Origin of the sequence: Pseudoalteromonas sp. L23 (genome assembly GCF_021728455.1) — a bacterium.
In the GTDB taxonomy this organism is placed as follows: Bacteria; Pseudomonadota; Gammaproteobacteria; order Enterobacterales; family Alteromonadaceae; genus Pseudoalteromonas.
On record NZ_JAKKCW010000017.1, the window covers coordinates 1 to 25,449 of the forward strand.

General features: G+C 42.4%; 22 protein-coding genes. 9 read left to right on the plus strand and 13 right to left on the minus strand.

Annotation, left to right across the window (positions count from 1 at the left end; all coding sequences use genetic code 11):
* Positions 1 to 281 precede the first annotated feature (281 nt).
* Positions 282 to 605, plus strand: a complete 324-nt coding sequence (locus L3V43_RS20290) for a hypothetical protein (RefSeq protein ID WP_237117324.1) — start codon at positions 282 to 284, stop codon at positions 603 to 605.
* Positions 606 to 733: 128 nt separating this feature from the next.
* Here the strand turns inward: L3V43_RS20290 and L3V43_RS20295 are convergent, their stop codons facing one another.
* The 6 genes from L3V43_RS20295 to pgi form a co-directional block, all read right to left on the minus strand.
* Positions 734 to 1,444 (minus strand): SapC family protein, encoded by a 711-nt coding sequence (locus L3V43_RS20295; protein ID WP_237117323.1) that lies wholly within the window; start codon positions 1,442 to 1,444, stop codon positions 734 to 736.
* Between the two features lie 137 nt (positions 1,445 to 1,581).
* Complete coding sequence (locus tag L3V43_RS20300; RefSeq protein ID WP_102056574.1) at positions 1,582 to 3,096, minus strand: tryptophan halogenase family protein; 1,515 nt, start codon at positions 3,094 to 3,096, stop codon at positions 1,582 to 1,584.
* Positions 3,097 to 3,157: 61 nt separating this feature from the next.
* A complete protein-coding gene (locus L3V43_RS20305; protein ID WP_045989073.1) occupies positions 3,158 to 5,905 on the minus strand; it encodes a TonB-dependent receptor in 2,748 nt (915 codons plus the stop codon).
* An 813-nt stretch (positions 5,906 to 6,718) separates the two neighbouring features.
* Complete coding sequence (gene pgl / locus L3V43_RS20310) at positions 6,719 to 7,429, minus strand: 6-phosphogluconolactonase (protein ID WP_102056572.1); 711 nt, start codon at positions 7,427 to 7,429, stop codon at positions 6,719 to 6,721.
* Complete coding sequence (gene zwf / locus L3V43_RS20315) at positions 7,429 to 8,898, minus strand: glucose-6-phosphate dehydrogenase (RefSeq protein ID WP_102056571.1); 1,470 nt, start codon at positions 8,896 to 8,898, stop codon at positions 7,429 to 7,431. The genes pgl and zwf overlap by 1 nt, the downstream gene beginning before the upstream one ends.
* Before the next feature lie 285 nt (positions 8,899 to 9,183).
* On the minus strand, positions 9,184 to 10,830 hold the full coding sequence (gene pgi, locus L3V43_RS20320; RefSeq protein WP_237117322.1) for a glucose-6-phosphate isomerase: 1,647 nt from the start codon (positions 10,828 to 10,830) through the stop codon (positions 9,184 to 9,186).
* 382 nt (positions 10,831 to 11,212) lie between these two features.
* Here pgi and L3V43_RS20325 point away from each other — a divergent pair, with 382 nt between their 5' ends.
* On the plus strand, positions 11,213 to 12,250 hold the full coding sequence (locus L3V43_RS20325) for a LacI family DNA-binding transcriptional regulator (RefSeq protein WP_174170951.1): 1,038 nt from the start codon (positions 11,213 to 11,215) through the stop codon (positions 12,248 to 12,250).
* A 50-nt stretch (positions 12,251 to 12,300) separates the two neighbouring features.
* On the opposite strand, the gene L3V43_RS20330 is transcribed toward L3V43_RS20325, so the two are convergent.
* Both L3V43_RS20330 and L3V43_RS20335 read right to left on the minus strand, forming a co-directional pair.
* Entirely contained in the window at positions 12,301 to 13,368 is a 1,068-nt protein-coding gene (locus L3V43_RS20330) for an AI-2E family transporter (RefSeq protein WP_010606507.1), read from the minus strand.
* Complete coding sequence (locus L3V43_RS20335) at positions 13,361 to 13,612, minus strand: hypothetical protein (RefSeq protein ID WP_010375515.1); 252 nt, start codon at positions 13,610 to 13,612, stop codon at positions 13,361 to 13,363. The genes L3V43_RS20330 and L3V43_RS20335 overlap by 8 nt, the downstream gene beginning before the upstream one ends.
* 65 nt (positions 13,613 to 13,677) lie before the next feature.
* Here L3V43_RS20335 and L3V43_RS20340 point away from each other — a divergent pair, with 65 nt between their 5' ends.
* The 5 genes from L3V43_RS20340 to L3V43_RS20360 all read left to right on the plus strand — a co-directional run bounded on the left by L3V43_RS20340 (position 13,678) and on the right by L3V43_RS20360 (position 17,249).
* Positions 13,678 to 14,343 (plus strand): hypothetical protein, encoded by a 666-nt coding sequence (locus tag L3V43_RS20340; protein WP_010606506.1) that lies wholly within the window; start codon positions 13,678 to 13,680, stop codon positions 14,341 to 14,343.
* A gap of 1 nt (position 14,344) precedes the next feature.
* Positions 14,345 to 15,796, plus strand: a complete 1,452-nt coding sequence (locus tag L3V43_RS20345; protein WP_237117321.1) for a M48 family metalloprotease — start codon at positions 14,345 to 14,347, stop codon at positions 15,794 to 15,796.
* A 120-nt stretch (positions 15,797 to 15,916) separates the two neighbouring features.
* On the plus strand, positions 15,917 to 16,264 hold the full coding sequence (gene arsC / locus L3V43_RS20350; RefSeq protein ID WP_010606504.1) for an arsenate reductase (glutaredoxin): 348 nt from the start codon (positions 15,917 to 15,919) through the stop codon (positions 16,262 to 16,264).
* On the plus strand, positions 16,264 to 16,815 hold the full coding sequence (gene wrbA, locus L3V43_RS20355) for an NAD(P)H:quinone oxidoreductase (protein WP_102056566.1): 552 nt from the start codon (positions 16,264 to 16,266) through the stop codon (positions 16,813 to 16,815). Before arsC ends, wrbA begins: the two co-directional genes overlap by 1 nt.
* Positions 16,812 to 17,249, plus strand: a complete 438-nt coding sequence (locus tag L3V43_RS20360) for a DUF2069 domain-containing protein (protein ID WP_102056565.1) — start codon at positions 16,812 to 16,814, stop codon at positions 17,247 to 17,249. Before wrbA ends, L3V43_RS20360 begins: the two co-directional genes overlap by 4 nt.
* Before the next feature lie 94 nt (positions 17,250 to 17,343).
* Here the strand turns inward: L3V43_RS20360 and L3V43_RS20365 are convergent, their stop codons facing one another.
* Entirely contained in the window at positions 17,344 to 18,678 is a 1,335-nt protein-coding gene (locus L3V43_RS20365) for an ankyrin repeat domain-containing protein (protein WP_237117320.1), read from the minus strand.
* 145 nt (positions 18,679 to 18,823) lie between these two features.
* Between L3V43_RS20365 and L3V43_RS20370 the strand changes: the two genes are divergently transcribed.
* On the plus strand, positions 18,824 to 19,030 hold the full coding sequence (locus L3V43_RS20370; protein WP_010606500.1) for a DUF2897 family protein: 207 nt from the start codon (positions 18,824 to 18,826) through the stop codon (positions 19,028 to 19,030).
* A gap of 35 nt (positions 19,031 to 19,065) precedes the next feature.
* Here the strand turns inward: L3V43_RS20370 and L3V43_RS20375 are convergent, their stop codons facing one another.
* Together L3V43_RS20375 and L3V43_RS20380 are read right to left on the minus strand one after the other, a co-directional pair.
* A complete protein-coding gene (locus L3V43_RS20375) occupies positions 19,066 to 19,476 on the minus strand; it encodes a hypothetical protein (protein ID WP_237117319.1) in 411 nt (136 codons plus the stop codon).
* Between the two features lie 106 nt (positions 19,477 to 19,582).
* Positions 19,583 to 20,740, minus strand: a complete 1,158-nt coding sequence (locus tag L3V43_RS20380) for an endonuclease/exonuclease/phosphatase family protein (protein WP_237117318.1) — start codon at positions 20,738 to 20,740, stop codon at positions 19,583 to 19,585.
* Positions 20,741 to 20,907: 167 nt separating this feature from the next.
* On the opposite strand from L3V43_RS20380, the gene L3V43_RS20385 reads away from it, so the two are divergent.
* Positions 20,908 to 22,938, plus strand: coding sequence for an ATP-binding protein (locus tag L3V43_RS20385; RefSeq protein WP_237117317.1), 2,031 nt, complete (start codon positions 20,908 to 20,910; stop codon positions 22,936 to 22,938).
* 32 nt (positions 22,939 to 22,970) lie between these two features.
* Here the strand turns inward: L3V43_RS20385 and L3V43_RS20390 are convergent, their stop codons facing one another.
* Together L3V43_RS20390 and L3V43_RS20395 are read right to left on the minus strand one after the other, a co-directional pair.
* Entirely contained in the window at positions 22,971 to 23,942 is a 972-nt protein-coding gene (locus L3V43_RS20390) for a RimK family alpha-L-glutamate ligase (protein WP_102056561.1), read from the minus strand.
* Positions 23,943 to 24,111: 169 nt separating this feature from the next.
* Positions 24,112 to 25,401, minus strand: coding sequence for a Glu/Leu/Phe/Val dehydrogenase (locus tag L3V43_RS20395; RefSeq protein WP_235368016.1), 1,290 nt, complete (start codon positions 25,399 to 25,401; stop codon positions 24,112 to 24,114).
* Positions 25,402 to 25,449 lie beyond the last annotated feature (48 nt).

Consider the following 25,449-nt stretch of genomic DNA (forward strand, 5'->3'; position numbering starts at 1 on the left):
CATAACAACATTACAAGCAGGTAATTGGGTCAATGTTTGCAAGAGCTTTGCTCTATCTAACCTTCTGGAAAAACATTTATTACCTTGCTTATCAAACGATAAAAGTTGGAATACATTTTTTGCTAGATCAATTGAAAGCGTGCTAACGTTATTCATGATGGACTCTCCTAATAACTGTGTTTGCAACTATCAGTTTGGCGCATTGACGCCGATTTGGGAGCGTCCATCTCATCACCCAAGTAAACAATGTTGACTGCGGTGGCTACTGGGATGAGCGACGTGTGTGGGTATGTGACTACCGTACAGAGCTCGTTGATGTGAGTTATAAGACTTGCCACTACAAATTAATGTACGGTGAACCTTACGGTCCCTACACTTTATGGGAAACTAAAACCGTACTCGCGACACAAAGCTGCCCCGGAGGTTGGACTATTCCTCATCCGATCCCAAACTATCAGGTGCCTGGAGGAAGCTACTTTCATCAACATGATACTTTTTCCACCCAACAAGAAGAACGCCGAGTAGCGTATAACTGCCGTTGGGAAACACGCTCGGTCTGGATCCCTCGTGGCGGATCATACTGTCCTATTCCAAACGCTAAGTAATACTAATTTGTCTTAATACTTGCTCAATTTGAAGGAGCAAATTGGTGTAGCACTTATAAAATAGCATGCACAAAAAAAGCGCTTCCTCTGGAAGCGCTTTTATCGAATCATTCTATATCTAAAAGCGATTAGCTCGCTTCGCGCTGTGCCTTCATGCGAGCAAGGCGCGCTACTTGATGTGTAGAAGTTAAGAATGCGAAGATCGGTGCTAAATAGCCACGTTTACGTAGCTCTAGGAAATCTTCGTCACCTAATTCGTTTAGCTTACGCTCATCCACAAGGTAGATACCGTTGATGTCTTTTTTCTCACCACGGATTTCTACCGTTAGCGTTTGTTGAACTAGAAGCTCTTTGTCAGCAAGATACTGAGTAAACGCTTCAGTTACGCGAGCAAACTCAACATAGCTTACCAACGCTTCTTTACGACGACCTAGGTATTCAGTTTCTTTACCGCCTTCGAAAAGCGCATTGCCTTCTTCTTCACCAACTAGCGGGCTTGCTTCGTCAATCACAATACCAAACTGATCTTGCTCTGGGTGCTTAACCAAACCAAATGGGTAACGTGCAGCGGCCATTGGCACAAAGCTGCCAGTCCACTTATCACCATCAACAAATAGGTTTTCACCAGGCTGAAGACCAAACATAGCAACCGCTTGGAATTGACCTGACTCAGTGTTTTTAACAAACGCCATTGGGAATTCTGTCGCTACACGCGCAAACTCATGCGCTACTACAGGCATTAAGTGCTGAGTTTTAAGGAAATCAACGTTCACGCCATTTTTTACTTTGATATTCGCGTGCTTTTCGTTGTGTAAAGGCTGCACTTGTTGTTCCGCCATAATACTGCTCCATTATTTTACGTATTTGTTACTTTATTTATTGCCCCTAAGGCTAGCGGTTTTCGGGGCAAATTGGAAGTTAAATATTTATTTAAGCATTACAGATCTTTCATACATTTGAATTGTCTGCTTTATCATTACGATGACATATATTGCTTCAATTGTTTAAGCCACTCTCCATGATCTAAAAGAGCTCCTTTAGCTCGCCTTAGTTGCTCATTGTTCTTATCTAATAATTTAAGCCCAATATCAAACTCTGCTTGAGACGTCGTTTGCGGGTGAGTGTTAAATTTCATTCCATACAGAACATATAAAAAGTTCTTTTCATTAAATAGCTCAAAGCGACTCCAAAAATCCATTTGTTGGGGCGAACGTAGCCTAAATTTTGCAAGCTTCCGCTCTAGAGAGTCTGAGAGCTTTACCTCGCTTCGATACTCTACCCAAAAGTCACTATCAACCCTGTCAGAAAGGATATAATGCAACTGGATGAAATCGATTGTACTTTCCCATGCGCAGTTCACTGCATCATTATAGTGGTCACTGAATACCGATATCTCAGCTCTAGAAAGTGGGAAATTCTTCGACAAGAATTCCGCAGAAAAGTCTGTTAGTAAAATAGATGTTGCTTCCAAAGGCTCGACAAACCCCTGCGCTAGTCCTAGCGCTACACAATTTTTACTCCAGCTTTGATTCCTATAGCCCACTCTCATTTCTATTTTTCTAGGATTCACAGAGTCAACATTCAGCATTCTTGCATACGTTTCTAAAGCCTCTTTATGTGACATATATTTAGACGCATAAACAAAACCAGTTCCAGTACGGGAAGTAAGGGGGATTTCCCACATCCAGCCAGCTTTATGTGCGGTTGCCGTTGTGTAAGGATTCAAGCTGCTTGGATCATCTCTTTCTATCTGCTGTACTAGCGCTGTATCTACCAACAACTGCTCACTTTTATCCTGAAAACTGTCATTAGAAACTGAGCTTATTAGCTTCGCTGAAAAACCAGTGCAATCTACGTAAAAGTCAAAATGCAGTATGTCTCCATTTGTCATGCAAAGAGATTCAATATGTCCTGTTTGATCTAGTTTAGATTCATCAACTGTTCCATTTAAAACTCTGACATTAAATCTATCTAGGGCATTACGTTTGAGCAATTTTGCGAATTTTGCTGCATCGAAATGATATGCGTATGGTAGCACACCTTGATAGTTGCCATCGGTTTTTAGTTTAGGTGCAAGCCCCGATTCACAGACCCTTGATTGTATCCCAACGTAATCAAACGGTATTTTTTTCCCTAAATTTAACCATATATTAGTTATATCCAGTCCTTCAGGATATGGCGCTTCAAATGGGTGATAATAAAAGTTATGTGCTCCATGAACTTTTTCATCAAGCCACGAAACAAATCTTATCCCCTGCTTGAAGGTAGCATCACAGCTCCCCAAAAGCTCCGCTTCAGAAATACCAAATTTTTTTAGGCTTTTAACTATGTAAGGAACTGTACCTTCTCCAACACCAATACTTGGTATATCTAAAGATTCAATTACTGTAATCTCGACATTGCTATTTGAAGAAAGCGCTAAGCCGAGATGATTAGCTGCTAGCCAACCAGCTGTGCCCCCACCAACAATTGCGATCTTGGTTATATTCATCTCGCCCTCTTGAAATAAAAAAGCCCAGTAAAAACTGGGCTATAGCTTACACAATTTATAATTAGAAGTTAAAATTAACACCTAATCTATAAGTTGCTTCGCCACGGAAAGACCATGTTGGGAAACCATCCTGAAGCGCAGGCTTAACATCAGCACCAACCTCTGCCGCACCATACTGAACATCATCTTCCTCGGTAACATTTACGACTTCAAATGTCAACGCTGCGTAGTCTGTAACTTGCCAACCGAAAGTTAAATCAAGTGTACCAAAGTCATCGTGCATACGGTTTCCGTAATAGTTACCATATTCACGAATCATGTATTCAGATCTCCAGTTATACGCTGCTCTCGCCGAGAATTCATCATTTTCCCAATAGCCAACTAGATTTAGCATATGCTCTGATGACTCGGTAAAACGGGATAGATTATCAGTATAAACCTCTGCTGGTGCACCTGCATCTGTGTATGTGTAGTTAGCGTTTATACCAAACCCATTATCCCAAGCATGATTCCACTGGAATTCAACGCCATCAATCTCGCCGCCACCTGCATTTTTATAGCGATTTACGGTCCAATCATCAGCTGGTGTAGTAAGGTCATTATTAATTACACCAATTTGTTGATTAAAATCAGTCGTCGCAACAATAAAATTACTCACATCCTTTATAAAGTAAGTTACGGCAAATAGGCCATCTTCACCATAATAATACTCTAAACTAACATCGGCTTGAGATGATTTCATTGGTTTCAGGTCAGGATTACCGTAAGTAATCTCCTCATTACCAATACGGTCATCAGGATAACCAGTTACTTTTGAAAGTAGTAAGTTGTCGTAGTTTGGACGAGTAATAGCTTGACCAGCTGAAACGCGAAGAATTAAGTCTTCAGATAGGTCAAAGGTAATATTAGCACTTGGCAACACATCATTGTAATCACCATCAACACCTACTGGAGCTTCGCTCCAACCATTGTTATTTGCAAGAATATCAGCTGGGCTATTATCGATGATATGACCTTTTGAAGTCACATCTGTACTGACATATCTTAGCCCGAAGTTACCCCGGAAACCTTCGCCCTCAAAAGACGCCATAGCATACAATGACAGATTGTCTTCTTCTATTTTTCCGTAGCCCGAACGGTTATAAGCAAACTGATCGATTAGAGACAATGTAGCATTAATCATTGCATCTCGGTTTGCACGAGGAATAGTCCAACCATCATAGCCAATTGGCATTGTACCGCTATATAAATCCTGAACACTAAAATAGTTGGCAAAACCTCCTGCATTTTCACCATCTGCAGGGGCTGTTATTTTTGACTGGTCGTATACAGCCGTATATAGCTTTTTCTCAAATTCATGTTCAGTATATCTTACCCCAAACTCAAGTTTGTTGATCGCGCCAAAGTCAACGTAGTAATCAAAATCAACTTGACCATACACTTCCTCATCTTTATTTGGACCCTTTATACCTGTCCAAGTAGACGTTGTACCATATGCAGGTAGCTGTTCAACGGTAAAGCCAAGATCAGCACCATCAAGTTTTATTTGTTTACCAGTTGCATCTACGACTCCCCACCAGTTTACTTGGTCGAAGTTAGCATCGGACGTTTGCTTTAGTCCATTTCCATCAACATAAGCATTTCCCCACCAACCAAAACCAAAGTTAGCACTCATGTCTGTACCACCTTCCGCTTTCGAGTGACCAAGAACACCTGAGATTTCATAAGTATCAGACTGGTACTTCCAGTTAAATTCTAGAGTGTCTGAAGTCATTTCTCCTTGGCGAGCCCAATTTTGGAAAAATACGTTGCTTCCTCTATCTTTTGGCGTATCGCTATATGTACAGACGCCAGCAGCATTGTACGTTTTACATACTGATTCTTCCGGTGTCCAAGCGCCCCAGTTATTATCAGTACCAAAGTACATATTAGCACCAGTGCTGTCAGCGCCGAGCTCTAATGAAAGTGCGTGAATACCCAATTCAAGTTGTTCTGTTGGACGATATTGAAGCGTTACATCTATAGCTGTGCGCTCTTGATCTTGTAAAAAGCTTGAAGGTTGTACTGATGAGTTTCCACCCCAATCAAGATCGGCTTCGGTGCCTTGACGAAGATATTCACGATCGATGTATGCAGCGGCTACAAGTACACCAAAAGTTTCATCTTTGTTTTTCCAACTGTATAGCCCAGAAACTTCAGGAGATATCTCCTCGTTTAGGGTACCATATTCACCTTTTAGCGAAAGAAACGATGTATTAGATTCTAAGTCAAGAGGCTTGCGTGTTTTTACGATTACTGTACCACCGATACCACCTTCAACCAGGTTCGCCTGTGTCGCTTTATAAACTTCAATTCCGCCAATCAGCTGTGACGGTAACATCGAATAATTAAATGAACGGTCTAAATTCATTTGATCATACCAGCCGGTTGAAGCCACATTCTGGCCGTTTAACGTAGTCAACGTCATAGAAGGATCGGTACCCCTAATGGATACAGAGCTACCTTGACCAAAAGCTCGTCCAACGCTAATACCTGGAATACGCCCTAACGCTTGACCCACGTCTGAGTCAGGAAACTTACCGATATCTTCAGCGCTCACTGCGTCAACAACTGCAGTCGCGAATCTTTTTGTATTAATATTTTCTTTGTTTGATGCTCGCAAGCCACGAACTTCAATGACTTCTACGTTTTCTTGTACTTGATTTTGGCTTTGACTTTCTTCTGCAACTACAACGCCTGAAAAGCCCGCACCTAGTGCGATGCTGACGTTAACTGCAAGTAAGCTTTTTTTGAAATTATTAGCTAACACAGGATTCCCCTTGAATCATTTTGTTGGTTTTTTAAATCACTTCTGCCCAGTGATGATGACAACGCTGTCATCTAATAACAAACCATACACCCTAAATTACATATTCGCTACAATTTTTTTTGCCTGTTATTCAAAAAATATTCATATAGATATATATCTTATTGATAAATATAAATTTAAATATGACCAAGATATGGTTTGTTACAAAAACGATTGGAGAATAGCACAAAAAATTTTGCTGCTGTAGGGTTTTAAGATGGAATTGTCTTAATAAAGGGACATTTTAATTATCTGAATACACACAAGGGGATGTGTATTCAATTCCCTCATCAAGCTTGGGCAGAAGCTAAAGATGAGAATCAATATCAATGACAACGCTGTCATTATAGGTTTATCTGTAAGTACTGTCTAGTTCTTTTAAGAGAATTTTTTATGACAAAGGCTTATAAAATCTAAGATTAGCGAGTTAGCTATCACTATCTTTTGCACAAATTTGAATACCTTATTACGGGACTTATTGATTTTCTAATGATCGTATATTGAATCAGTAAAATTTATTGCTTTTATTCGTAAGAAGTAAGAAGTAAGAAGTAAGAAGTAAGAAGTAAGAAGTAAGAAGTAAGAAGTAAGAAGTAAGAAGTAAGAAGTAAGAAGTAAGAAGTAAGAAGTAAGAAGTAAGAAGTAAGAAGTAAGAAGTGTTGTCGCTTCGAGCTGAATGTCTAGAGATATTCAATCAATTGACTCAAGTAATCAAGGTAAGGCCAGCTATCACGCCAGCCTTGCATTTTACTATTTTTAGTCGATGCACTCGGGTTACGGGCACCAGAATACGGTCAAATTAATATCAGGATGATTTAATACTGCACGCAGTGGTACTTCATACTCTGAGCCGGGTTGTTTTGCCGCTTCATACACCGCTTTTTTTTCATCACCAGAGATCAATAAAACAGCCGCCTTAGAATTAGCTATTCCTGCCAAAGACAAACTCATGCGCTCGGTGATCTCACCTGTCACTTCGCTTTGATGAGCATTAATTGCGCACACGGTGTTTGTGGTCGTTAATGCGTGTTCTAGGCCATTTGCACTTGGGAATAAACTGGCGGTATGACCATCCGGCCCCATTCCTAAAATAGTGACATCAAACGGCTTTTTCAACGCCGCATAAGCAGACTCACATAGATCAGCGCCCTCTTCTGCTGACTCTGCCGCATTCTTCATTGTCACAAATCGAGCATTTGCCGCTTTGTCTTTCAGCAATGTCGACTTAATAAATGCTTCGTTAGACTTTTCGTGATCCGGTTCGACCCAACGTTCATCAACCATAGCAACCGTAATTTTGTCCCAGCCTAGCTCAACACCTGAAAGGTAACGATACGCTGGAGCCGGTGATGAACCGCCAGACACTAGCAACACCGCTTCACCGTCTTGCTCAATACCTTGACTGAGCCCAGTTTGAAGTAGCTCTGCAAGCGCTGCTGTCATTTCGTCTTTCGAGTTGAAGTTTCTTTCTGTTAACTGTGCCATTACGCTTGCTCTCCCGCATTGAACCAAACATGTTTGTTTTCTTCAAGCAGTTCATCGGCATCTTCAGGACCCCAAGAGCCAGCACGATAAAGTGACGGAGTCCCTTTACTCTGCCAACGCTCAATGATTGGATCAACCCACTGCCACGCTTGGCGTACTTCGTCACGGTGAATAAATAAAGCAGGGTTATTTGCAGCTGCGTCTAGCATTAAGCGCTTATATGCATCTGAATGATAGCCATTGTTATACTTTTCACTCAATGAGATATTTAGCGTCACTGGCTCTAGTTGCATTTCAAGGTTATCTAGACGCTTAGACATTAGCGTTAATTGAATACTTTCTTCAGGCTGTAATCTTATCACCAAGCGGTTTGGCTGAATTGGACCCGCCGCATCACCATAGACGTTGTGAGAAACAGGCTTGTACTCAACCACAATTTCAGCACAACGCTTTTTCATACGCTTGCCTGTTCTTAAATAGAAAGGCACACCAGACCAACGCCAGTTATCAATGTGAGCACGAATAGCAACAAATGTTTCTGTTTTACTCGACCCTTCGCCCAGCTCTTCTAGGTAACCAGGTACCAGCTTACCTTCAAGGTCGCCTGGTACATATTGACCACGCACAACATTATTATCTACATCTGAGTCAATTAGCGGTCTAAGCGCTTCTAATACTTTAAGCTTTTCAGTGCGAATACTGTTGGCATTAAGTTTATGTGGTGACTCCATCGCAACCAAGCAAAGTAGTTGCAATAAGTGATTTTGCACCATATCACGAAGCGCGCCCGCTTTGTCGTAGAAGCCAGCTCGGCTTTCAAGACCTACCGTTTCAGAGATACTGATCTGAATATTATCTATGGCTTTAGCATCCCATAAATTCTCGAACAGTGCGTTTGAGAACCTAAGCGCCATCAGGTTTTGAACCGTTTCTTTACCTAAGTAATGATCGATACGGAATACTTGCTCTTCCGAGAAGAACTCACCGATTTTGGCATTAATTTCTTCTGCAGATTTACCGCAGTAACCAATAGGCTTTTCAACAACTACACGTGATTGCTCTGTGATTAGCCCTTTGATTGATAATAACTCACAACAACGACCATAAACCGCTGGAGGAAGTGACAAGTAGAAGACACGAGACTTATCTTCCCCATCAGCCAAAATATTCTTTAGCGTATCCCAGTGTTCATCTTCTTCTGTAACGTTGACTACCACAGGCACTAAAAACTGTTCAAATGCGGACCAATCTTTCTTGTTGTATTCGCCTTTGCCAAGGTGAGTTTGTAATGCGATATGTGCCGTTTCGATAAATTCTTGTTGTTTGTTTTGTTCACGAACGGTCGGTAAGATGCGAGTGCCTTCAGGTAAGTTACCTTCTTGATATGCACGATACAAGGCTGGTAGGAGTTTGCGAAGTGCTAAATCGCCTCCCCCACCAAAAATTACGATGTCAAAAGGATTAAGCATAATTCACTCTCATTAGGTTAGGCGTGCACTACAAGCACGCAGTGTTTATTCGATTTGGAGCCACTCCAAAGCCTACCAAACTCATTGTGTAACGGGTGATGATTTCGATTGCAATGCGCTAGTAATATCAATTCGACTTAAGACCTGCTCAATTTGAGGGATTAAGTAAGTTGGTATAAATGAGTCTTAGAAACCTGTATTTCCTCTCACAAAAATACAGGTTCTAAGTACTCCAGCGCTACCCGTTCAAAGGTATTCTGTTTACTTCCAGTTCCACTCGAAGTATTAATTTGTTCTCTTTTGCTTGTAATAAGCGATTAGACCCGCCGTTGAGCTATCATGCGGGTTAGTAACGCCTTCTTGCGTTAGCTCGGCTTCAATATTTGAAGCAAGCCCTTTACCAAGCTCAACACCCCACTGGTCAAATGAACACACATCCAAAATAATGCCTTGGCAGAAAATTTTGTGTTCATACAAGGCAATTAGTCGGCCCACAGCTTTTGCATCTACCTTATCTAAGATAAATGAAGAGGTTGGACGGTTACCTTGGTGTATTTTATGCGGGATCAACTTGTCGATTTCCGCATCCGACTTACCTTTAGCCGTTAAATCTTCACGAACCTGCTGTGCATCTACACCCGCCATCATTGCTTCCGTTTGCGCGAAGAAGTTAGACAATAAAATATCGTGATGCTGGCCTACTTTGTTTTGCGGTTCAATTGAAGCGATAAAATCAGCCGGTACAATCACATTACCTTGGTGTAAACACTGATAAAAAGCATGCTGGCCATTTATCCCTGTCATGCCCCAAATAATTGGCACAGTCGTATAGTTTACCTGCTCTCCTGCAAAAGTAATATGCTTACCGTTACTTTCCATTTCACCTTGTTGTAAATACGCAGGCAGCATATGAAGCGCCTGATCATAAGGCAAAATCGCTTGTGCTTGATACCCCAAGAAGCTGGTATTCCAAACACTGAGTAACGCCATCAACAGTGGAATATTGTCTTCGTTGTTTGCCGTTTTAAAGTGCTCATCAATTTCAAACGCACCTTCAAGTACTTCGACAAACTTATCGAAGCCTAAATAAAGTGCGATTGGTAATCCTATCGCGCTCCAAAGCGAGAAACGACCGCCAACCCAGTCCCACATCGTAAACACGTTGTCATCGCTAATACCAAACGCTCTGGTCTTCTCAAGGTTGGTGCTCACCGCAACAAAATGCTTGGCGATTGCCGCTCTATCATTTGCAGCATTCAAAAACCACTCAACGGCAGTCTTTGCATTGGTCATGGTTTCAGAGGTTGTGAAGGTTTTTGATGACACGACAAATAGGGTTGTTTCTGCGTCTAAACCTTTTAGTACTGAAGCAATCTGTACACCGTCAACATTCGAGACATAATGCACGTTTAGCGTGTCATCTGCATACGTAGCAAGCGCATCAGTTACCATTTGCGGACCTAAGTTAGACCCACCAACGCCAATCGCAACCACATCTTTTACAGCTTTGCCTGTATACCCTTGCCACTCACCTGAACGAACTCGGTTACTAAATGCTTGTAGTTTTTCTAATTCTGCATTGACTTGTTCAGTAACGTTTACACCATTCACATAAATAGGTGTATTAGCTCGGTTACGCAGTGCTGTATGTAAAACCGCTCGGTCCTCAGTGATATTTATTTTTTCACCTGAGAACATCTTTTCTCGCCAAAGCGCAATATCACTCTCTTTTGCGAGCTGCATCATCTCAGAGAATGTTTGGTCGTCAATGCGTTGCTTGGAAAAGTCGAACAACACACCAGGGATTTGACGAGAGAACTTTTCAAATCTTTGTGCATCGTTTGCAAACATCGTTTTTAAATGCTGCTGCTCTACTCGCTGCGCAGAACTACTGAGCTTTTGCCAACTATCCAAATCTACACGACCACCCATTACATATTCCCCTAAGACGTAAGTGATTGTTAGTTACCTTACTTTTCAGGTAGTAACAACAAAGAAACATTATTAAACAAGCACATTATGTCAAAATGACAACGCTGTCAAATTGCTTCTTTTCAATTTTACATTGCGAATAATAACCTAAAATAAAATTTTTGACACCGGTATCATTCATTTATTTCTGCGAATTGTAGTGCTAAATTCTGTACTTATTAGATAGACTAAGAAAAACAGATGATCCTTTTATTAAGCCGATGGTCGCCTTAGCGGCTAAATATCACAGAAATTGGGCGCTAGCTTCTGCATACATAAAGCGCTACTATTCCTCTGTGCTTAATAATGATCGATACAGACCTGTAAATAGAAGAACAACTACATGAAAGTCACTATTAATGATGTTGCCAAGCTAGCTGGCGTATCTATGAAAACCGTATCGCGGGTAATCAATAAAGAACCTTCGGTTAGAAAAAAAACCTACGATCAAGTAATGCAGGCTGTCAAAGAGCTTAATTATCAGCCTAATATTGCTGCAAGAAACTTAGCTGGTACTTCTTCATTTGCAATTGGCTTGGTCTACGACAATCCCAATGCGTATTATGTCATTGATATGCAAAACGGGGTGTTATCTCGCTGTAGAGATGAAGGGTATGAGCTCGTCATCCACCCCTGTGAATCCAATTCGGAAAATATGGCCGAAGAATTCGTCACTATGATCAAACGCTCACGTCTTGCAGGTTTAGTCTTGACTCCTCCTCTATCCGAGCAACAAGCCATTATTGATATGCTAGATGAGCTGGGCATTCATTACGTGCGTCTACTTTCAGGCCGAGCGCAAGAAGCGGAAAGTAGCGCAAATAACTGTATCTTTGTTGACGACTACGCTGCTGCCTATGAAATTACCGAGCATCTGATCCAACTTGGGCATAAAAAAATTGCTTTTGTACTTGGTGATGAAGAGCATAAATCAACTGCAGAGCGACTAGCTGGATATCGAGATGCCCTAAAAGCACACGATATAAAACAAGATGATACACTGCTCTATCACGGCACGTACTCATTTGAATCTGGAGTAAAAGGCGCTAAAGCACTGCTGGCCGATGGCAATCCAAACCAAATCACTGCGATTTTAGGTGGTAACGATGAGGTTGCAGCTGGGGCTTTATTTGCTGCGCGGCTGATGAATATAGAGATCCCGGGTCAATTGTCTATCAGTGGCTTTGAGGACTCTCCATTCTCCCGTCAAACTTGGCCAAAGCTTACGACTGCACATCAGGCTAACAACATTATTTCTGAACATGCTGCGCGTCTATTGTTTTCTAAAACACGGGGACATCGAAAAAATGATAAAGAAGTCTCACATGTGTTCACACCGAGCATGGTGGTTCGTGAAAGCACGGGTAGAGTCACACAATAACTACTTATTTATAGTCGGCTCATGAGCCGACTAACATCAAAAAAACTTCACTATTTCACCAATAGTTCTTCACTCTTACTCGACCATGCATTGATCAGCGCCTTGACCAGAGATGCAAGTGGAATAGCAAAGAATACCCCCCAAAATCCCCATAAACCACCAAAAAATAACACTGCAACAATGATATAAACAGGGTTGAGATCCACAGCTTCTGAAAACAATAACGGCACTAAAACATTACCATCTAATGCTTGAATAATGCCGTACGCGATGAGAATGGTCCAAAATTCTGGCGCTAGACCAAATTGAAACAAAGCTACTGCGGCAACGGGTAAGGTAACGAGTGCAGCACCAATAAATGGGATAAGTACAGAAAGTCCAACCAATGTCCCCAGTAATGCGGCATAGCGTAAATCCAAAATAGAAAAGGTCACAAAGCTCACTACACCAACGATGACAATCTCAAAAACTTTACCACGAATATAATTCATGATTTGTTGGTCCATCTCATGCCACACTTGTGAAATAAGCTTTCTGTCCTTAGGTATAATTTTTGACACTCCAGATGTAAGTTCTGACTTGTCTTTCAACATGAAAAAAGCAAGCAGTGGCACTAAGACCAAATAAATCATCCATGCGACAACGTCTTTTAATGAGGTTAATGAGGCTGAGACAATAACTTCGCCAAGCTCTAGCAATTTACTTTCCACAGAGCTCACAATTGCCTGTACCTGAGTTGTAGAGATCAGCGTCGGGTAGTATTCAGGTAAATGTAAAAGGAAGTCCTTACCCTCTTCTACCATGGTTGGACTTTCTTGGAGCAAGTTACTTAACTGTTGCCACAGAACAGGAACGATACCAAATACCAGCCCCAAAGCGACGCCCACAAATACCGCCATTACGACTACTGCTGATAACATCCTACTGCCAGTCACTCGGGTGAGCTTATTCACTGGCCATTCAAGTAAATAGGCGATCACAATTGCGACCAGTACCGGCATGACATAACTGCCAAAAAAGTACAGCAAAGCAACTGTGGCAACTAGCATCAACAATAGCGTGACGGAATGTGGATCTGAAAACTTTTTGATGTACCACGCTTTTACTAACTCAAACATCCATGATCTCCAAACACACTTCACCGCTTTCAATTTCAATAATTTGGTAACTCACCGAGTTACCATCCAAATACTTTTTGATATCTAACAAGCTCTGATCCTGACTCATCAGCAATTTTAGTTTGCCTAGAGTATAGTCATGGCGCTTTAACCGCCACTTAAACTGAACAAATAATGCAGGACAGGTAAATTCTCGTAGATCATGTACAAATTTTGTCGTCTTGTCTCCACACAAATCACTCAATGCGGTAGCCCTCAAGGCGTTGATGGTTTATTCTTAATAGCATACTCTACTTCTTGGGAATCTTAATGCCAGGCGTTAATAATAAGGCCCGATTGCCAGCCAATCCAACACTAAAAGAAATAAATTGGTACAAAAAGCAAATTAATTGGGGAGAACTTCCGCCTTTTTATCACCTTGTCGCCTCAGCGGTAAGTGAATGTGAAGGTCTGCTCCATCACGGCTTTGACAATGCGGTAAAGCGTTTGCTAGATAAGCGAAATTGGAATATAGAACTATTAGGTGGTTATGAAGATGACAGTGGCATAATTCACTGTGACAATAAACCTCAAATCGCGTTACATCAAGCATTTACTGACAGAGGTTTTGAGCTTTGGGCTTACCCAATAGCCAAAGGCACCAAGATTGATGCCTATGTTAAAGACAATCGTTTTTTGGAGTTTCGAGTATGGGATCCGCATACGATGAAAAACTTACTGCGCATCAACCAGCTCCATAAATTCATTGCGTTTTACTTTGAACGCGGTGATATAGCTGACAAAGCTTTAATACTTCATGCGCACAAAGTGCTGCATATGACAGTGACGTTTTTGCAAAAAGAATTGAACATCACGAGTGTTGCTGGGGTCTCAATAAAAGATTTTTACCAACTTTGTGAAAAAGATGCTCGAGCATGCAATGATGAAGTCGACTTAGCTAGGATCATGCTCGGAGAAGACCTTAAAAGGGATTAAAATGCGGTTAAAACCCCTATTAAACTCAATCGTTTTAACATTTGCGCTCGCTGCATCAAGCAGCGCTATTGCACAAACAGAACTGAAACTACCAGATTTAGGCACTTCAGCTCTCCAAGTACTACCTATTGAAAAAGAACAAGCGATCGGCGAAGTCATGATGATGCAGCTGCGCTCTCGCTCCCCTGTGGTTGGCGATCCGGTACTTGAAGAGTACTTAACCAGCCTAGGCAATCGCCTCGTCGCTAATGCTAATGACGTACGCTTTCCATTTACCTTTTTTTGGATAAATAACAAAGATATTAATGCCTTCGCTTTTTATGGAGGCCATGTTGGTGTACATACCGGACTCATTGCGCAATCCGATAATGAGAGTCAATTAGCATCCGTTATTGGCCACGAAATTGCGCACGTTACCCAACGTCATTTAGCACGCCGCGTACAAAACGCAAAAGACAACAGCGCCTTGACCATAGCGGGGCTTATTACTGGTATTTTGGCAACCGTTGTTGCCCCAGATGCGGGTATCGCCATTTTATCCGCAAGCCAGACCCAGTCTTCATTGAACCAACTAACGCATAGCCGAAAAGCCGAGCAAGAAGCCGACCGATTTGGTATGAATACACTACATAAAGCCGGCTTTGACCCCTATGCGGCCAGTGAGTTTTTAACTAAGCTCTCGGATCAAATTCGTTTTAAAAATAAGCCCCCTGCATTTTTGCTTACGCACCCGTTACCTGACAGTCGAGTATCGGACGTTAGGCTTAGGGCACAACAATTCGAGAAAAAGCATTATCCCTCAAGCCTTTCCTACGCGTTAGCTAAAAGCCGTGTGCTTGCACGATACTATTATTCAGAAGATGCAGGAGAAGCCTTTTTCAGAAACTCTTTAAAGCGCTCAGCAGAGCTCGACAAGCGCGCCCTACAATACGGATTAGCAATTACGTTACTCGATCAAAAAAAATACGAGGAAGCTGGCAAACTATTGGATGAGTTGTTAGAAAAAGATCCGAATAACCTGTTTTATCTTGATGTGTATACCGATTATTTAATTGCGACAGAGCATTCTGGCAAAGCGGTTGAGATGCTTCAAGCTCAACATCAACTCAGACCCAATAACCAAGTTATCACGCTAAACTATGCCAATGCCGCAATAAAAGCAAAACAGTATGAAGTTGCCGAGCAATTGCTTAAGATCTTTTTGCTTGAGAAACCGGATCATATTCTCGCCCGTGATTTACTCACACAAGCCTATGAAGCCCAAGAAAACAAGGCGGCTTACCATGAGTCAAAAGCGAGTGTCTATGCCCAGTATGGTGCATTTAATAAAGCAGCAGACGAAGTCCAGCGTGCACTCAATCATGTCGAAGATAACGAAGATATCAAGCGTACCAGATTAAAAGCGCTACTTAGCCAATACCGTAATATGCAAAAAGAAATCGCTAAGCTGTGATGCTTGGCGATTGCTTACAGCGATAGTAGAAACGTATTTAAGCCAATTTTCTTGCACATCGCTTTTCGTCATCTCTACATTAAGCTATGATCCGTTTACATTACGAATTAGAGCGAAATCATGTCAGTAGAAATCTATCACAACCCGCGTTGTTCAAAATCACGTGAAACCCTAGCTTTACTAGAGTCCAATGGCGTTAATCCTACCGTTATTGAATACCTAAAGACGCCAATCGATAGTGACACTTTGGCTAATTTACTTTCTAAACTTGGATTTAGTTCTGCTCATCAGCTTGTACGTAGCAAAGAAACGCTCTACAAAGAGCTTGGACTATCGAAAGAGTCGGATGAAGCGACACTGCGCACTGCCATGCTTGAAAACCCTAAACTGATTGAGCGTCCTATCGTTGTTAAAGGTGATAAGGCGGCGATTGGCAGGCCTCCAGAGTCGGTGCTTAATATCCTGTAATGAGTAAAATTCTTATTTTATACCACTCCAGTCATGGCTCTGTGGCGAATATGGCGCACGAATTTGCAGACACCATAGTGTCACAAGGTGGTGAAGCCATAGTGCGCGTATTTGAGAAGCGCCAAGACCATGATGTGATCGTAACAAAGCAAGACTTAGTAGCATGCGACGGGTTAGCGTTCGGTACTCCAACACGCTTTGGCATGATGGCAGCCCAAGCGAAAGCGTTTTGGGAAACCACCAGCGATTTGTGGCTTAAAGGCACGCTCATCGATAAACCAGCCTGCGTATTTTCGTCTTCAAGCAGTATGCACGGTGGCAACGAGGCTACCCTACTCAACCTCTCCTTACCGTTATTACACCACGGCATGATGTTGTTAGGTATCCCCTATGATGTTCCAGAGCTTTTGGCGACCGAAATGGGCGGAACGCCTTACGGTGCAACACATGTTGCGGGCAGCCAAAACAATGTTTCACTCACTCAAACAGAAATCAAAATTTGTCGTGCAGCAGCGAGTCGACTGCTACGCGTCGCGGAAAAGTTAACATGAATGAAATTGCAAAAAAGCCCATCACTAGACGCTTTCAACGCTTTGCGCTAGTCGGGTATTTTGGTCTTTTGATCCTGATGCCACTGTGGCTCTTTGTGCTTGCACCAAGAGAAGGTTACAGCTTGGGCTTTGTCTTTGTGGTGTACGTTTTACCTTTATTACTCCCGCTTAAAGGTATTTTACAAGATAAGCCATACACTTATGCGTGGGCAAACTTTGTCGTAATGTTTTATTTTATCCACGGCTTTACCCTTTTGTGGACATCTCCAGACGAGCTATTGTTAGTCCTGCTTGAGATTGGCTTTGCAACGTCCATGTTTATTGGTTGCACTTACTATGCAAGACACAGAGGCCAAGAGTTAGGGTTGAAGATCCGCAAGTTAAAAGAAGACCTTGCTGACGAAAAGGCAGCGCACGAGCATAAAGAGCCATAATCTCGCTCGCATAACTCCATTAAAAAAGCGCAGTCTTCAATGAAGTAACTGCGCTTTTTAGCATCAATCCGTCAGCTTAGTTCGTCACTGTAAGCTACTGCAACGATAGTACGGCTATCAACACCAATACTGAAAACAATATCTGCACACCAATACTAAGCCATGCTAACGCATTTACCCCGATCAGTGACCAAGGCGTTGAGCTGTTTGGGTATAGAGGGTTGCTGCGTTTACGCCTCGCAAAAACAAAAATTGCGATAGAAGCTGCCGTAGTGACAAGTGTTGCGATGGTTTTTTCATCCACCTCATCAGTAAAGAATAAAAATAACTGCAGTGGTAGCAAAATAGCAGCAAAGGCATAAAGAATATGGACAGTTTTTATTTTTTGATACTTTGCCTCATTAGAAAGCTCGATAATACCGTGCTGCTCAAATGTTTGCTTAGAAGTAAGCGCCTGATTTTTCATAGCCACACGGTAAGGGGTGTCGCCATGAATATCCGCAAGCGTCGGGTCATCACCATGTTCAAAAATCATTTCGATCATAGCTGCAGAGTTCGATGCCGCCGCATAGTGCATTAAGTTCCTGCCCGATTCGTCCAATTCATTTACTTTATGGTGCGGCAACATGGTTTCAACCGCGCTCACAAAGCCATTTTCAACCGCTAACATAATAGCTGAGCGCCCACTGCTATCTCTCGCAGTTCCTGTCGCGCCCTGCGTGACTAAGGTGATAATCGCTGATTGCTTCACCTGTTGTTGGGTTAGCTGGAACAATAGCGCTTGTTCCAAAAGACCCGTTACTTCATCTTTGTCACACATAGTGCAAAGCAGCTCAAAAGTCTGCTGTCCATCCAGCAAACTATCTGTTGCTAGTTTAGCCGTGGCTGCTCGGTCAAGCAGACAAGTATCAATATGAGTCAATAGTGCCGCATGTGTTGCCTCCGAGCTGTTGCACCACAGAGAAACAATTTCTTTCGCGCTAAACTTAAGCCCTTTCTCCAGTAGCCATATCAGCGTTTTTTCATAATGTTTGTCACAGAGCAACTCTACAAACGATAAGCTTTGCTCTTGCACCTGAGCTTGAATATTAGAGTACTGGCCAAGACGCTGAATGAGTGTTTTTATTAGCTCATCCTGATCAGTATCATTTTCCTCAATGTGTTGAATTACGCTATTAACGTATTGACGCTGTTTATCGTCATAGTCATCAATATGCTGAAAATAACAGGCTTCGAACGGCTCTAGCGGTCGTAACCAAGCGAGGTAAAATAAAGGAGGTAGAACAGTGGTCGTTACGCCCTGCTCATCTTTCATTTGTTGGCAATTCGGCCATGCCTCTATGGCATCTAGAATGTAAGCACCGTTTTGTTCGATTAACCCCTTTAACAGCATGGGATACTGAGCAGGCCAAATTAACACTTGTTCCATGAATGCGCTATTATCCTCAGAATGTAAATATATGCAGCATAATTATCGCGAAATGACTAGGTGGTGAATAATATCAACAGTCGCGCTAAAATGCTCACCTATTTCAGGACAAATTTAAAAAATAGGACTTTTTTGAGGAGCTAGAATGGGCAATCAATTAGAAACATGGCAAGTGGTCTTGATCATTGCTGGCGTGTTAGGGGTGATTTGGAGCAATATTGCGTTGTTAAAATATTCCGCCAAATTTGAAATGAAAAAGAAAATAGACGAGCAAACGGCACCTTTTGACAAAGATAAGGTAACGTCCAAAAACAACACGCCTCAAAACAATCCAAAAAAGGATGAAGATTGAAGCATGTTGCGACGTTAGACGTGCTGACTAATCATTCATCCACATTTGAAATTTAATCGCACATCATAAGGCTTACCGAGCGCACCATCGGCTATTCCTCCACCTATGGTCATTGCAGCCCCTGCATCATCGACACTATTTCGACCAAAAATCCACATCGCCATACCGGCAGCCTCAACGGCATTAGCTACGCCTTTTTGCGTGATATAAGTACTCTCAGGCGTATCGCTGTTATAAATGATATCTAGATTCACAACATACGCGACCATATCAGCTTGTTTGCAATAGTGCCTAGCCTGCTTTAATGCTTCTTTACTACCCGCATCCCGGCTGTCGGAAAATAACATAATATTATGCACACCATCAGACGATGGACGCACATCATCATGATGAGCACACCCGGATAACCAAACCGCTAAACCAATACTTAATAGAATTCTTTTCATCACACTCTCCTATTCATTAAGCGCAAGCTTAGAGGTTATTTCGGTTTAGTTCCGTTAGTCATTGTTTAAATTTGTAGTAAGCGACACGGTTGACCAATCACTGAGCTCACTTAACTTCCACGTCCACCCAAACTAGGCGGTGATCGGAGCTGGCATGACGACTTTCCACTAAACGGAATAATTCATCTTCTTTGCTTGGCCAGAAAACCCCGCTGCTAAGTACTCGAAAGCCGAACTTGGATGGTAATACGTAATCTACGCGTGCCCCCCAATGTGCGGTATAACTGCGACTCGCACTTTCCTTGCTATGTTCACTTCCGCCTCTACTCGTTGGCGCTAAGTCCGAGAATACTCTAGGATTATCTAATAATTGTTCTATCACACCAGGTCTATGTTTATCCCCTGTATCGGCAGCATTTAAATCACCGACAATGACAAACCGTGTATCATTTTTAAGGCCACCTTTAACGCCACTATCATCATAAATGTACTGGCTACGTTTAGGGTCGATATAATCGGCCATTAAGCGGATCTCATCGTGATTTCTGTTGCCATTTCTATCCTCTTCACCATCAAAAACTGGAGGCGTTGGATGCATCGCCAGCAGGTGAAATAATTTACCGTTCACTTCAATTGGCAGATCCCAGTGAGATTTTGAGCTTAGTCTCAAATTTTGCCACTCTTGCTCACTATACCAAGGCTGTTTCGTCACAGGGTCTGTTGTGACCTTATGGTCTGGCATATCTTTCCAAAGAAAGGTCTGCAGAGTTCGGGCCTGCTCTTTTTTAATCGGGTACTTTGACAGCACAACCATCCCATATTGCCCCTCATATAAACCAAACCCTTGGGCATCACCGCCATAGTTAGATTGCTTGCCGTCATTATCTAAATCAAACGGTGTTGGTAATCCAGTATTGACTGGCGCAATATAAAAATAAGGGTACGATATCGGCTGCTGATCCGCTTGAGGTTGTGCTAGATAGTTATTTACAAATGCCTGTACACCTTTATTTGGTTCATCGATGTAATCAAATTCATTGAGTAGAATCACATCTGGACGAACACGCTGAATGATTTCTGCAATATTCTTGATTTGTTGATGTTGACCATTCTGTAGCAGTTTACTGAGCTTTTGAGAGTCCAGTGCTTTCCCTTTTTGTTGATAGTTCGTTGCTTCCATACTGACATTAAAGGTAGCAACACGAAGTGTTTGTGCATTTACGACCGTTGTCATTAATAAAAAAAGTAGACCTACGTATCTCATAGACTTGCCTTAAAAAATTGTGATAAATCCCGCGTCGCCTATTTTATTCATAATCCTTTGAAAAACGGAAATTATCTCGACAGATTCAAACGATTTAATGTTGGCAAGTTAGCAAAGAGCGGTTAAAGTTAAGTGATTAACTGCCTTGTACTGCCAATGTGAAATTTGTGAGTATTTTAAAACGATTACACCTCATCACCACAAACCAAGACACCACATTTGAAGAAAAGGTGACGGCGCTGCTGACACTTGGCCTTGATGTATTTGAGCTTGATATTGCAATCGTCAGTGAAATTCAAGCTGATATATACACAGTAAGGCATGTGATCACTCCAGATAATTCTTTGTTAGCAGGTACGGATTTTGAACTGGCGAACACCTATTGCTGGCACACTTTACAAGCTGACAGCGCACTGTCTTTTCATCACGCTGGTATCAGCGAAATTGCCACTCACCCTTGCTACGCAAACTTTGGCCTAGAGAGCTACATTGGTGCGCCGATTATTGTTGATGGTAAACGCTATGGTACCGTCAACTTTTCCGCATCTAGTGCCAAAGCCCAGGCGTTCAGTCAGGAACACTTAGATTACGTAAGTTTATTAGGTCAATGGATTGGTGTTGAAATTTCTCGGCAAAAGGCGTTAAAAAAGATACAACACCGATCACAAGCATTAGCAGCGATGAGCCGTCTTGCTGATATTGGCTCATGGGAAGTCGATTTTAAAAAGAACAAAGTGTATTGGAGCCAACAAACGCGACTCATTCATGGCGTTGATGATAACTTTACACCAACACTCGACAATGCCATCAGCTTCTATAAACCCGGCGTACATCAAGGAAACATTAAACAAGCCATAGACGACGCCATCACCTCCAAAACCAAATGGGACATAGAATCCATTATTATTGATGCCAACGGCAACGAAAAGTGGGTCGCCTCTCACGGTCAAGGTGAATATGAAAATAGCGAATGCGTTCGGGTTTTTGGTGCCATTCAAGATATAGATGAACAAGTCAAAATGCGTATTGCATTGGAGCAAAAGCGCGAAGAAGCGGAGCAACTTCTTAAAACTCGGAGTGAATTTATCGCCAAAATCAGCCATGAATTAAGAACCCCGCTGAACGGTTTAGTCGGTATGCTTCAAGCGTGCAGAAAAGAAACCGACATAAAAGAAATCAAGAGCAACCTGAGCGTTGCAGTCAACAGTGCAGATATGTTGATCACATTAATAAACGACGTATTAGACTTCAGTAAGCTAAATAGTAATAACCTGAAGCTAGACAATACTCCGTTTGATCTTCATCAGTTAGTCGAACAAGTTGTAGGCCTGTACAGTCCAGCCTGTCGCGAAAAAGGGCTTTCAATTAACTTCCATATTCATAAAAAAGGTACAAATTGGCTCTATTCAGATCCGACGCGAGTTAAACAAATTATTGCAAACCTCGTGAGTAACGCCATCAAATTTACACCAACGGGTAGTATCGATATTTATGCCGACGTGCTGGGAAGTGAAACTTCACCGGTTCTACAATTAAGTGTCTCAGACACAGGCATAGGGATTGCTAAGACCAATCAAGTACATCTTTTTCAGCCATTTAGCCAAGGCAATGCCAGTGTAAGTCGGCATTTTGGTGGTACTGGCCTTGGCCTTTCAATCGTATTTGAGCTCTGTAATTTGTTGCAAGGCGAAGTACAGGTAGAAAGTGAGTTGGGTAAAGGAAGTACCTTTGTCGTTACCTTCCCAATAGAGTTTGCAGACGAGGCCGACGACGTACAAGAACAAAAGACTGAAGAGCAGCATATTTCCTTATCAGAATGTAATATCCTGCTTGTAGATGATAATCAAATCAACGTACTGGTGATGGAAAAGTTACTGAATCAGTTTGGTGCAACTCACATCGACAAAGTCTATAACGGAGAGCAAGCCGTAAAATCATGCCAAGACAAAACCTTTGATATTGTGTTTATGGATTGCGTCATGCCGATTATGGATGGCTTCGAAGCCACTCGCAGTATTCGTAGGCTGTCAAAAGAGAAACGCCAAGGGCCGCACATTATTGCGTTGACCGCCAATACTTCAGAGTCGGATAAGGAAGCCTGTTATGAAGCTGGCATGAATAACTTCCTGTCCAAGCCTATTCAGCTCGACGCACTACGAGGCGCGCTTGAGCCCTTCACGCACAAAAAAGGAGCTTGACCTAGCTCCTTTTTCGTTATTACTCAGCGCTATTATTCCGCTGCTTTTTCTTTGCTCGCTTTAGTACCGTTACTGCTCTTCTTTGGTTGACCAGTGCGGTTAAAGATCCCTAAGCGAATGCGTATAAAGTGTAAAATCTCTCTCGCCACATCAATGTCTACAGCCTGTTCAAGCCCCTCAAAACCTGGACTTGAGTTTGCTTCACAAATTTTAAAATGCTCTTCATCGAATAATAAGTCGATGCCAGCGACATCCAGATTCAGGATATTAGCAGTTTGTGTTGCTAGCCATTCGATTTCAGGGGTGATCGGGTGTGGGCTACCTTTTGCACCTAAACTCACGTTGGCCTTAAAGTTCTTACCGCCAGAATTGCGCTCCATACACGCTACAGCACGGCCGCCAATGGTCAATACACGTAAGTCTCGACCATGACTCGACTTCACAAAACGCTGCAAAATGATATTTGCTTTTGGATTTGTTGCTTCAATAAGTTGCATCAAATCATCAAATTCACCGCGTGATTTAGACAAAAATACGCCGCTGCCCTGCGAGCCTGACAGCGTTTTAATCACGACTGGGAAACCAATTTGCTTCTCTACCAGTTCAATATTTACAGGGAACTTAACCAACATGGTTTTTGGTGTTGGTAAGTTTTGCTCTGCAAGGATCTGCTGCGCGTACAGCTTATCTTTTACGGTTTCGATAGACTGCGAAGAGTTAAAACAATGTACGCCTAAACGTTCAAGGTGACGAATAATCGCAAGCGTAAAGTAAGTCGTGCCTGCACCCATACGCGGCAGTACAAAGTCAGGTAACGCAACCGGCTGACCATCGATTAGAATACTTTCTTCATCTTCTCTAGTTACCAATAGATCGAATTGATCAGGTGAGTAAACTTGAAGATCAATACCTTCTTCCTTTGCCACCGCCATCAATCTATCTATTTCATAAATTTCAGGTTTTAACAAACTGGCAGAGTCTTTGTAAATGATCCAACCGCGCATACGAATTGCCCCTTGAGTAGCGGAATAAGAGGGTCGCTGTCGACACGAATCGTTAAGTGAAAACACCTAAGCAGGTTCGTGTATCACCGGCCCCCAAACAAAAGCGCGATTATGTGGACTCACCAGAAAACAGTACAGCAAAATAAATTTATCGACACAATCTAAAAAACTACTCACGATTTTCAAAGTAAGATTGTGTCCCGTGGGCTTCCAAGGCGCTCTCAATACGTTTTAATGCCAGTTTGTATACGGCATCTCGCATTTCAAGCCCTTCATCACTTCGCAGCTGCCACGCTGCTTCAAATGCATTCGATAAATATTGCGCCAATTTATCTTGCACAGTTTGCTCGTCCCAAGCCTCTCCTTGGCGATTCTGACACCACTCAAAATAGCTTACGATGACGCCGCCGGCATTAGCTAAAATATCAGGGATAACTATCACGCCCTGTTCATGCAAGATTTCGTCGGCGTCCGCCTCAATGGGTCCATTGGCAATTTCGACAATATATTTTGCTGATACTGCTTTGGCGTTATCTCGGGTGATTGCGCCGGATAGTGCTGCGGGCACCAAAATGTCCACATCCAGCGCAAGCAGCTCTTCATTACTCAGCACTTTATGTTCAACGCTTTCACATACTGAATCATCACAGTACACGGCTTTAAGCGCCTTATTGCGTTGCTTTTCTTGATAAATGCTTTCTATATCTAAGCCATCTTTACAGTAAATCCCGCCTTTTGAATCGCTTACTGCAACGACTTTATAACCCGCTTGCTGCAATAGCCTTGCACAGTGATAGCCACCGTTACCAAAGCCTTGAATAGCTACCGTTTGTTCCGCTTTATTCCAATTATTTTTTTCACTAAGCCGCTCTATCATTAAAAATGCACCGCGACCCGTGGCGGACTCTCGCCCTTCACTCCCTCCAAAAATAAGCGGTTTACCAGTGATCACGGCTGGACTTTTTTTACGGACGATTTTCTCGTATTCGTCCATCATCCAGCCCATAATCCTAGCATTGGTGTACACATCCGGAGCAGGAATATCTTGATCGGGTCCAATAAAATCAGCATTAGCTCTGATGTATGCTCGAGCAAGGCGCTCAAGCTCCATGGGACTTAGTGATTTAGGATCAACGGTTACGGCACCTTTACCTCCACCAAATGGCACGCCAACCGCTGCACACTTTAGTGTCATCCAAAGGGCTAAAGCTTGCACCTCACTCATATCAGATTCTTGATGGAAGCGTATTCCGCCTTTTGTTGGGCCTAGCAAATCATTGTATTGACAACGATACGCCTTAAAATAATCAAGCTTACCGTTGTCACGACGAATTGAAATGTTGCTCGACAGCGTTCTTTGAGGCTGGGCTAACGCTTGATAGGTAGACTCGTTAACTCCTGTTTTTTCGACTATATGGTTTAATCTTTTCAACGCGTCTTTTAGTAGATCCGTACTCATCCTTTCCTCGCTTATTTTTTAATTCAACAAGTAATTGTATGAGTGCCT

Excerpts from the sequence above, each read along its gene's own strand:
- L3V43_RS20295 (WP_237117323.1), bottom strand. The coding sequence starts at position 1,444 with ATGGCGGAACAACAAGTGCAGCCTTTACACAACGAAAAGCACGCGAAT.
- L3V43_RS20300 (WP_102056574.1), bottom strand. The coding sequence starts at position 3,096 with ATGAATATAACCAAGATCGCAATTGTTGGTGGGGGCACAGCTGGTTGG.
- pgl (WP_102056572.1), bottom strand. The coding sequence starts at position 7,429 with ATGGCACAGTTAACAGAAAGAAACTTCAACTCGAAAGACGAAATGACA.
- zwf (WP_102056571.1), bottom strand. The coding sequence starts at position 8,898 with ATGCTTAATCCTTTTGACATCGTAATTTTTGGTGGGGGAGGCGATTTA.
- pgi (WP_237117322.1), bottom strand. The coding sequence starts at position 10,830 with ATGGGTGGTCGTGTAGATTTGGATAGTTGGCAAAAGCTCAGTAGTTCT.
- L3V43_RS20325 (WP_174170951.1), top strand. The coding sequence starts at position 11,213 with ATGAAAGTCACTATTAATGATGTTGCCAAGCTAGCTGGCGTATCTATG.
- L3V43_RS20330 (WP_010606507.1), bottom strand. The coding sequence starts at position 13,368 with ATGTTTGAGTTAGTAAAAGCGTGGTACATCAAAAAGTTTTCAGATCCA.
- L3V43_RS20340 (WP_010606506.1), top strand. The coding sequence starts at position 13,678 with ATGCCAGGCGTTAATAATAAGGCCCGATTGCCAGCCAATCCAACACTA.
- L3V43_RS20345 (WP_237117321.1), top strand. The coding sequence starts at position 14,345 with ATGCGGTTAAAACCCCTATTAAACTCAATCGTTTTAACATTTGCGCTC.
- arsC (WP_010606504.1), top strand. The coding sequence starts at position 15,917 with ATGTCAGTAGAAATCTATCACAACCCGCGTTGTTCAAAATCACGTGAA.
- wrbA (WP_102056566.1), top strand. The coding sequence starts at position 16,264 with ATGAGTAAAATTCTTATTTTATACCACTCCAGTCATGGCTCTGTGGCG.
- L3V43_RS20360 (WP_102056565.1), top strand. The coding sequence starts at position 16,812 with ATGAATGAAATTGCAAAAAAGCCCATCACTAGACGCTTTCAACGCTTT.
- L3V43_RS20365 (WP_237117320.1), bottom strand. The coding sequence starts at position 18,678 with ATGGAACAAGTGTTAATTTGGCCTGCTCAGTATCCCATGCTGTTAAAG.
- L3V43_RS20370 (WP_010606500.1), top strand. The coding sequence starts at position 18,824 with ATGGGCAATCAATTAGAAACATGGCAAGTGGTCTTGATCATTGCTGGC.
- L3V43_RS20375 (WP_237117319.1), bottom strand. The coding sequence starts at position 19,476 with ATGAAAAGAATTCTATTAAGTATTGGTTTAGCGGTTTGGTTATCCGGG.
- L3V43_RS20380 (WP_237117318.1), bottom strand. The coding sequence starts at position 20,740 with ATGAGATACGTAGGTCTACTTTTTTTATTAATGACAACGGTCGTAAAT.
- L3V43_RS20390 (WP_102056561.1), bottom strand. The coding sequence starts at position 23,942 with ATGCGCGGTTGGATCATTTACAAAGACTCTGCCAGTTTGTTAAAACCT.
- L3V43_RS20395 (WP_235368016.1), bottom strand. The coding sequence starts at position 25,401 with ATGAGTACGGATCTACTAAAAGACGCGTTGAAAAGATTAAACCATATA.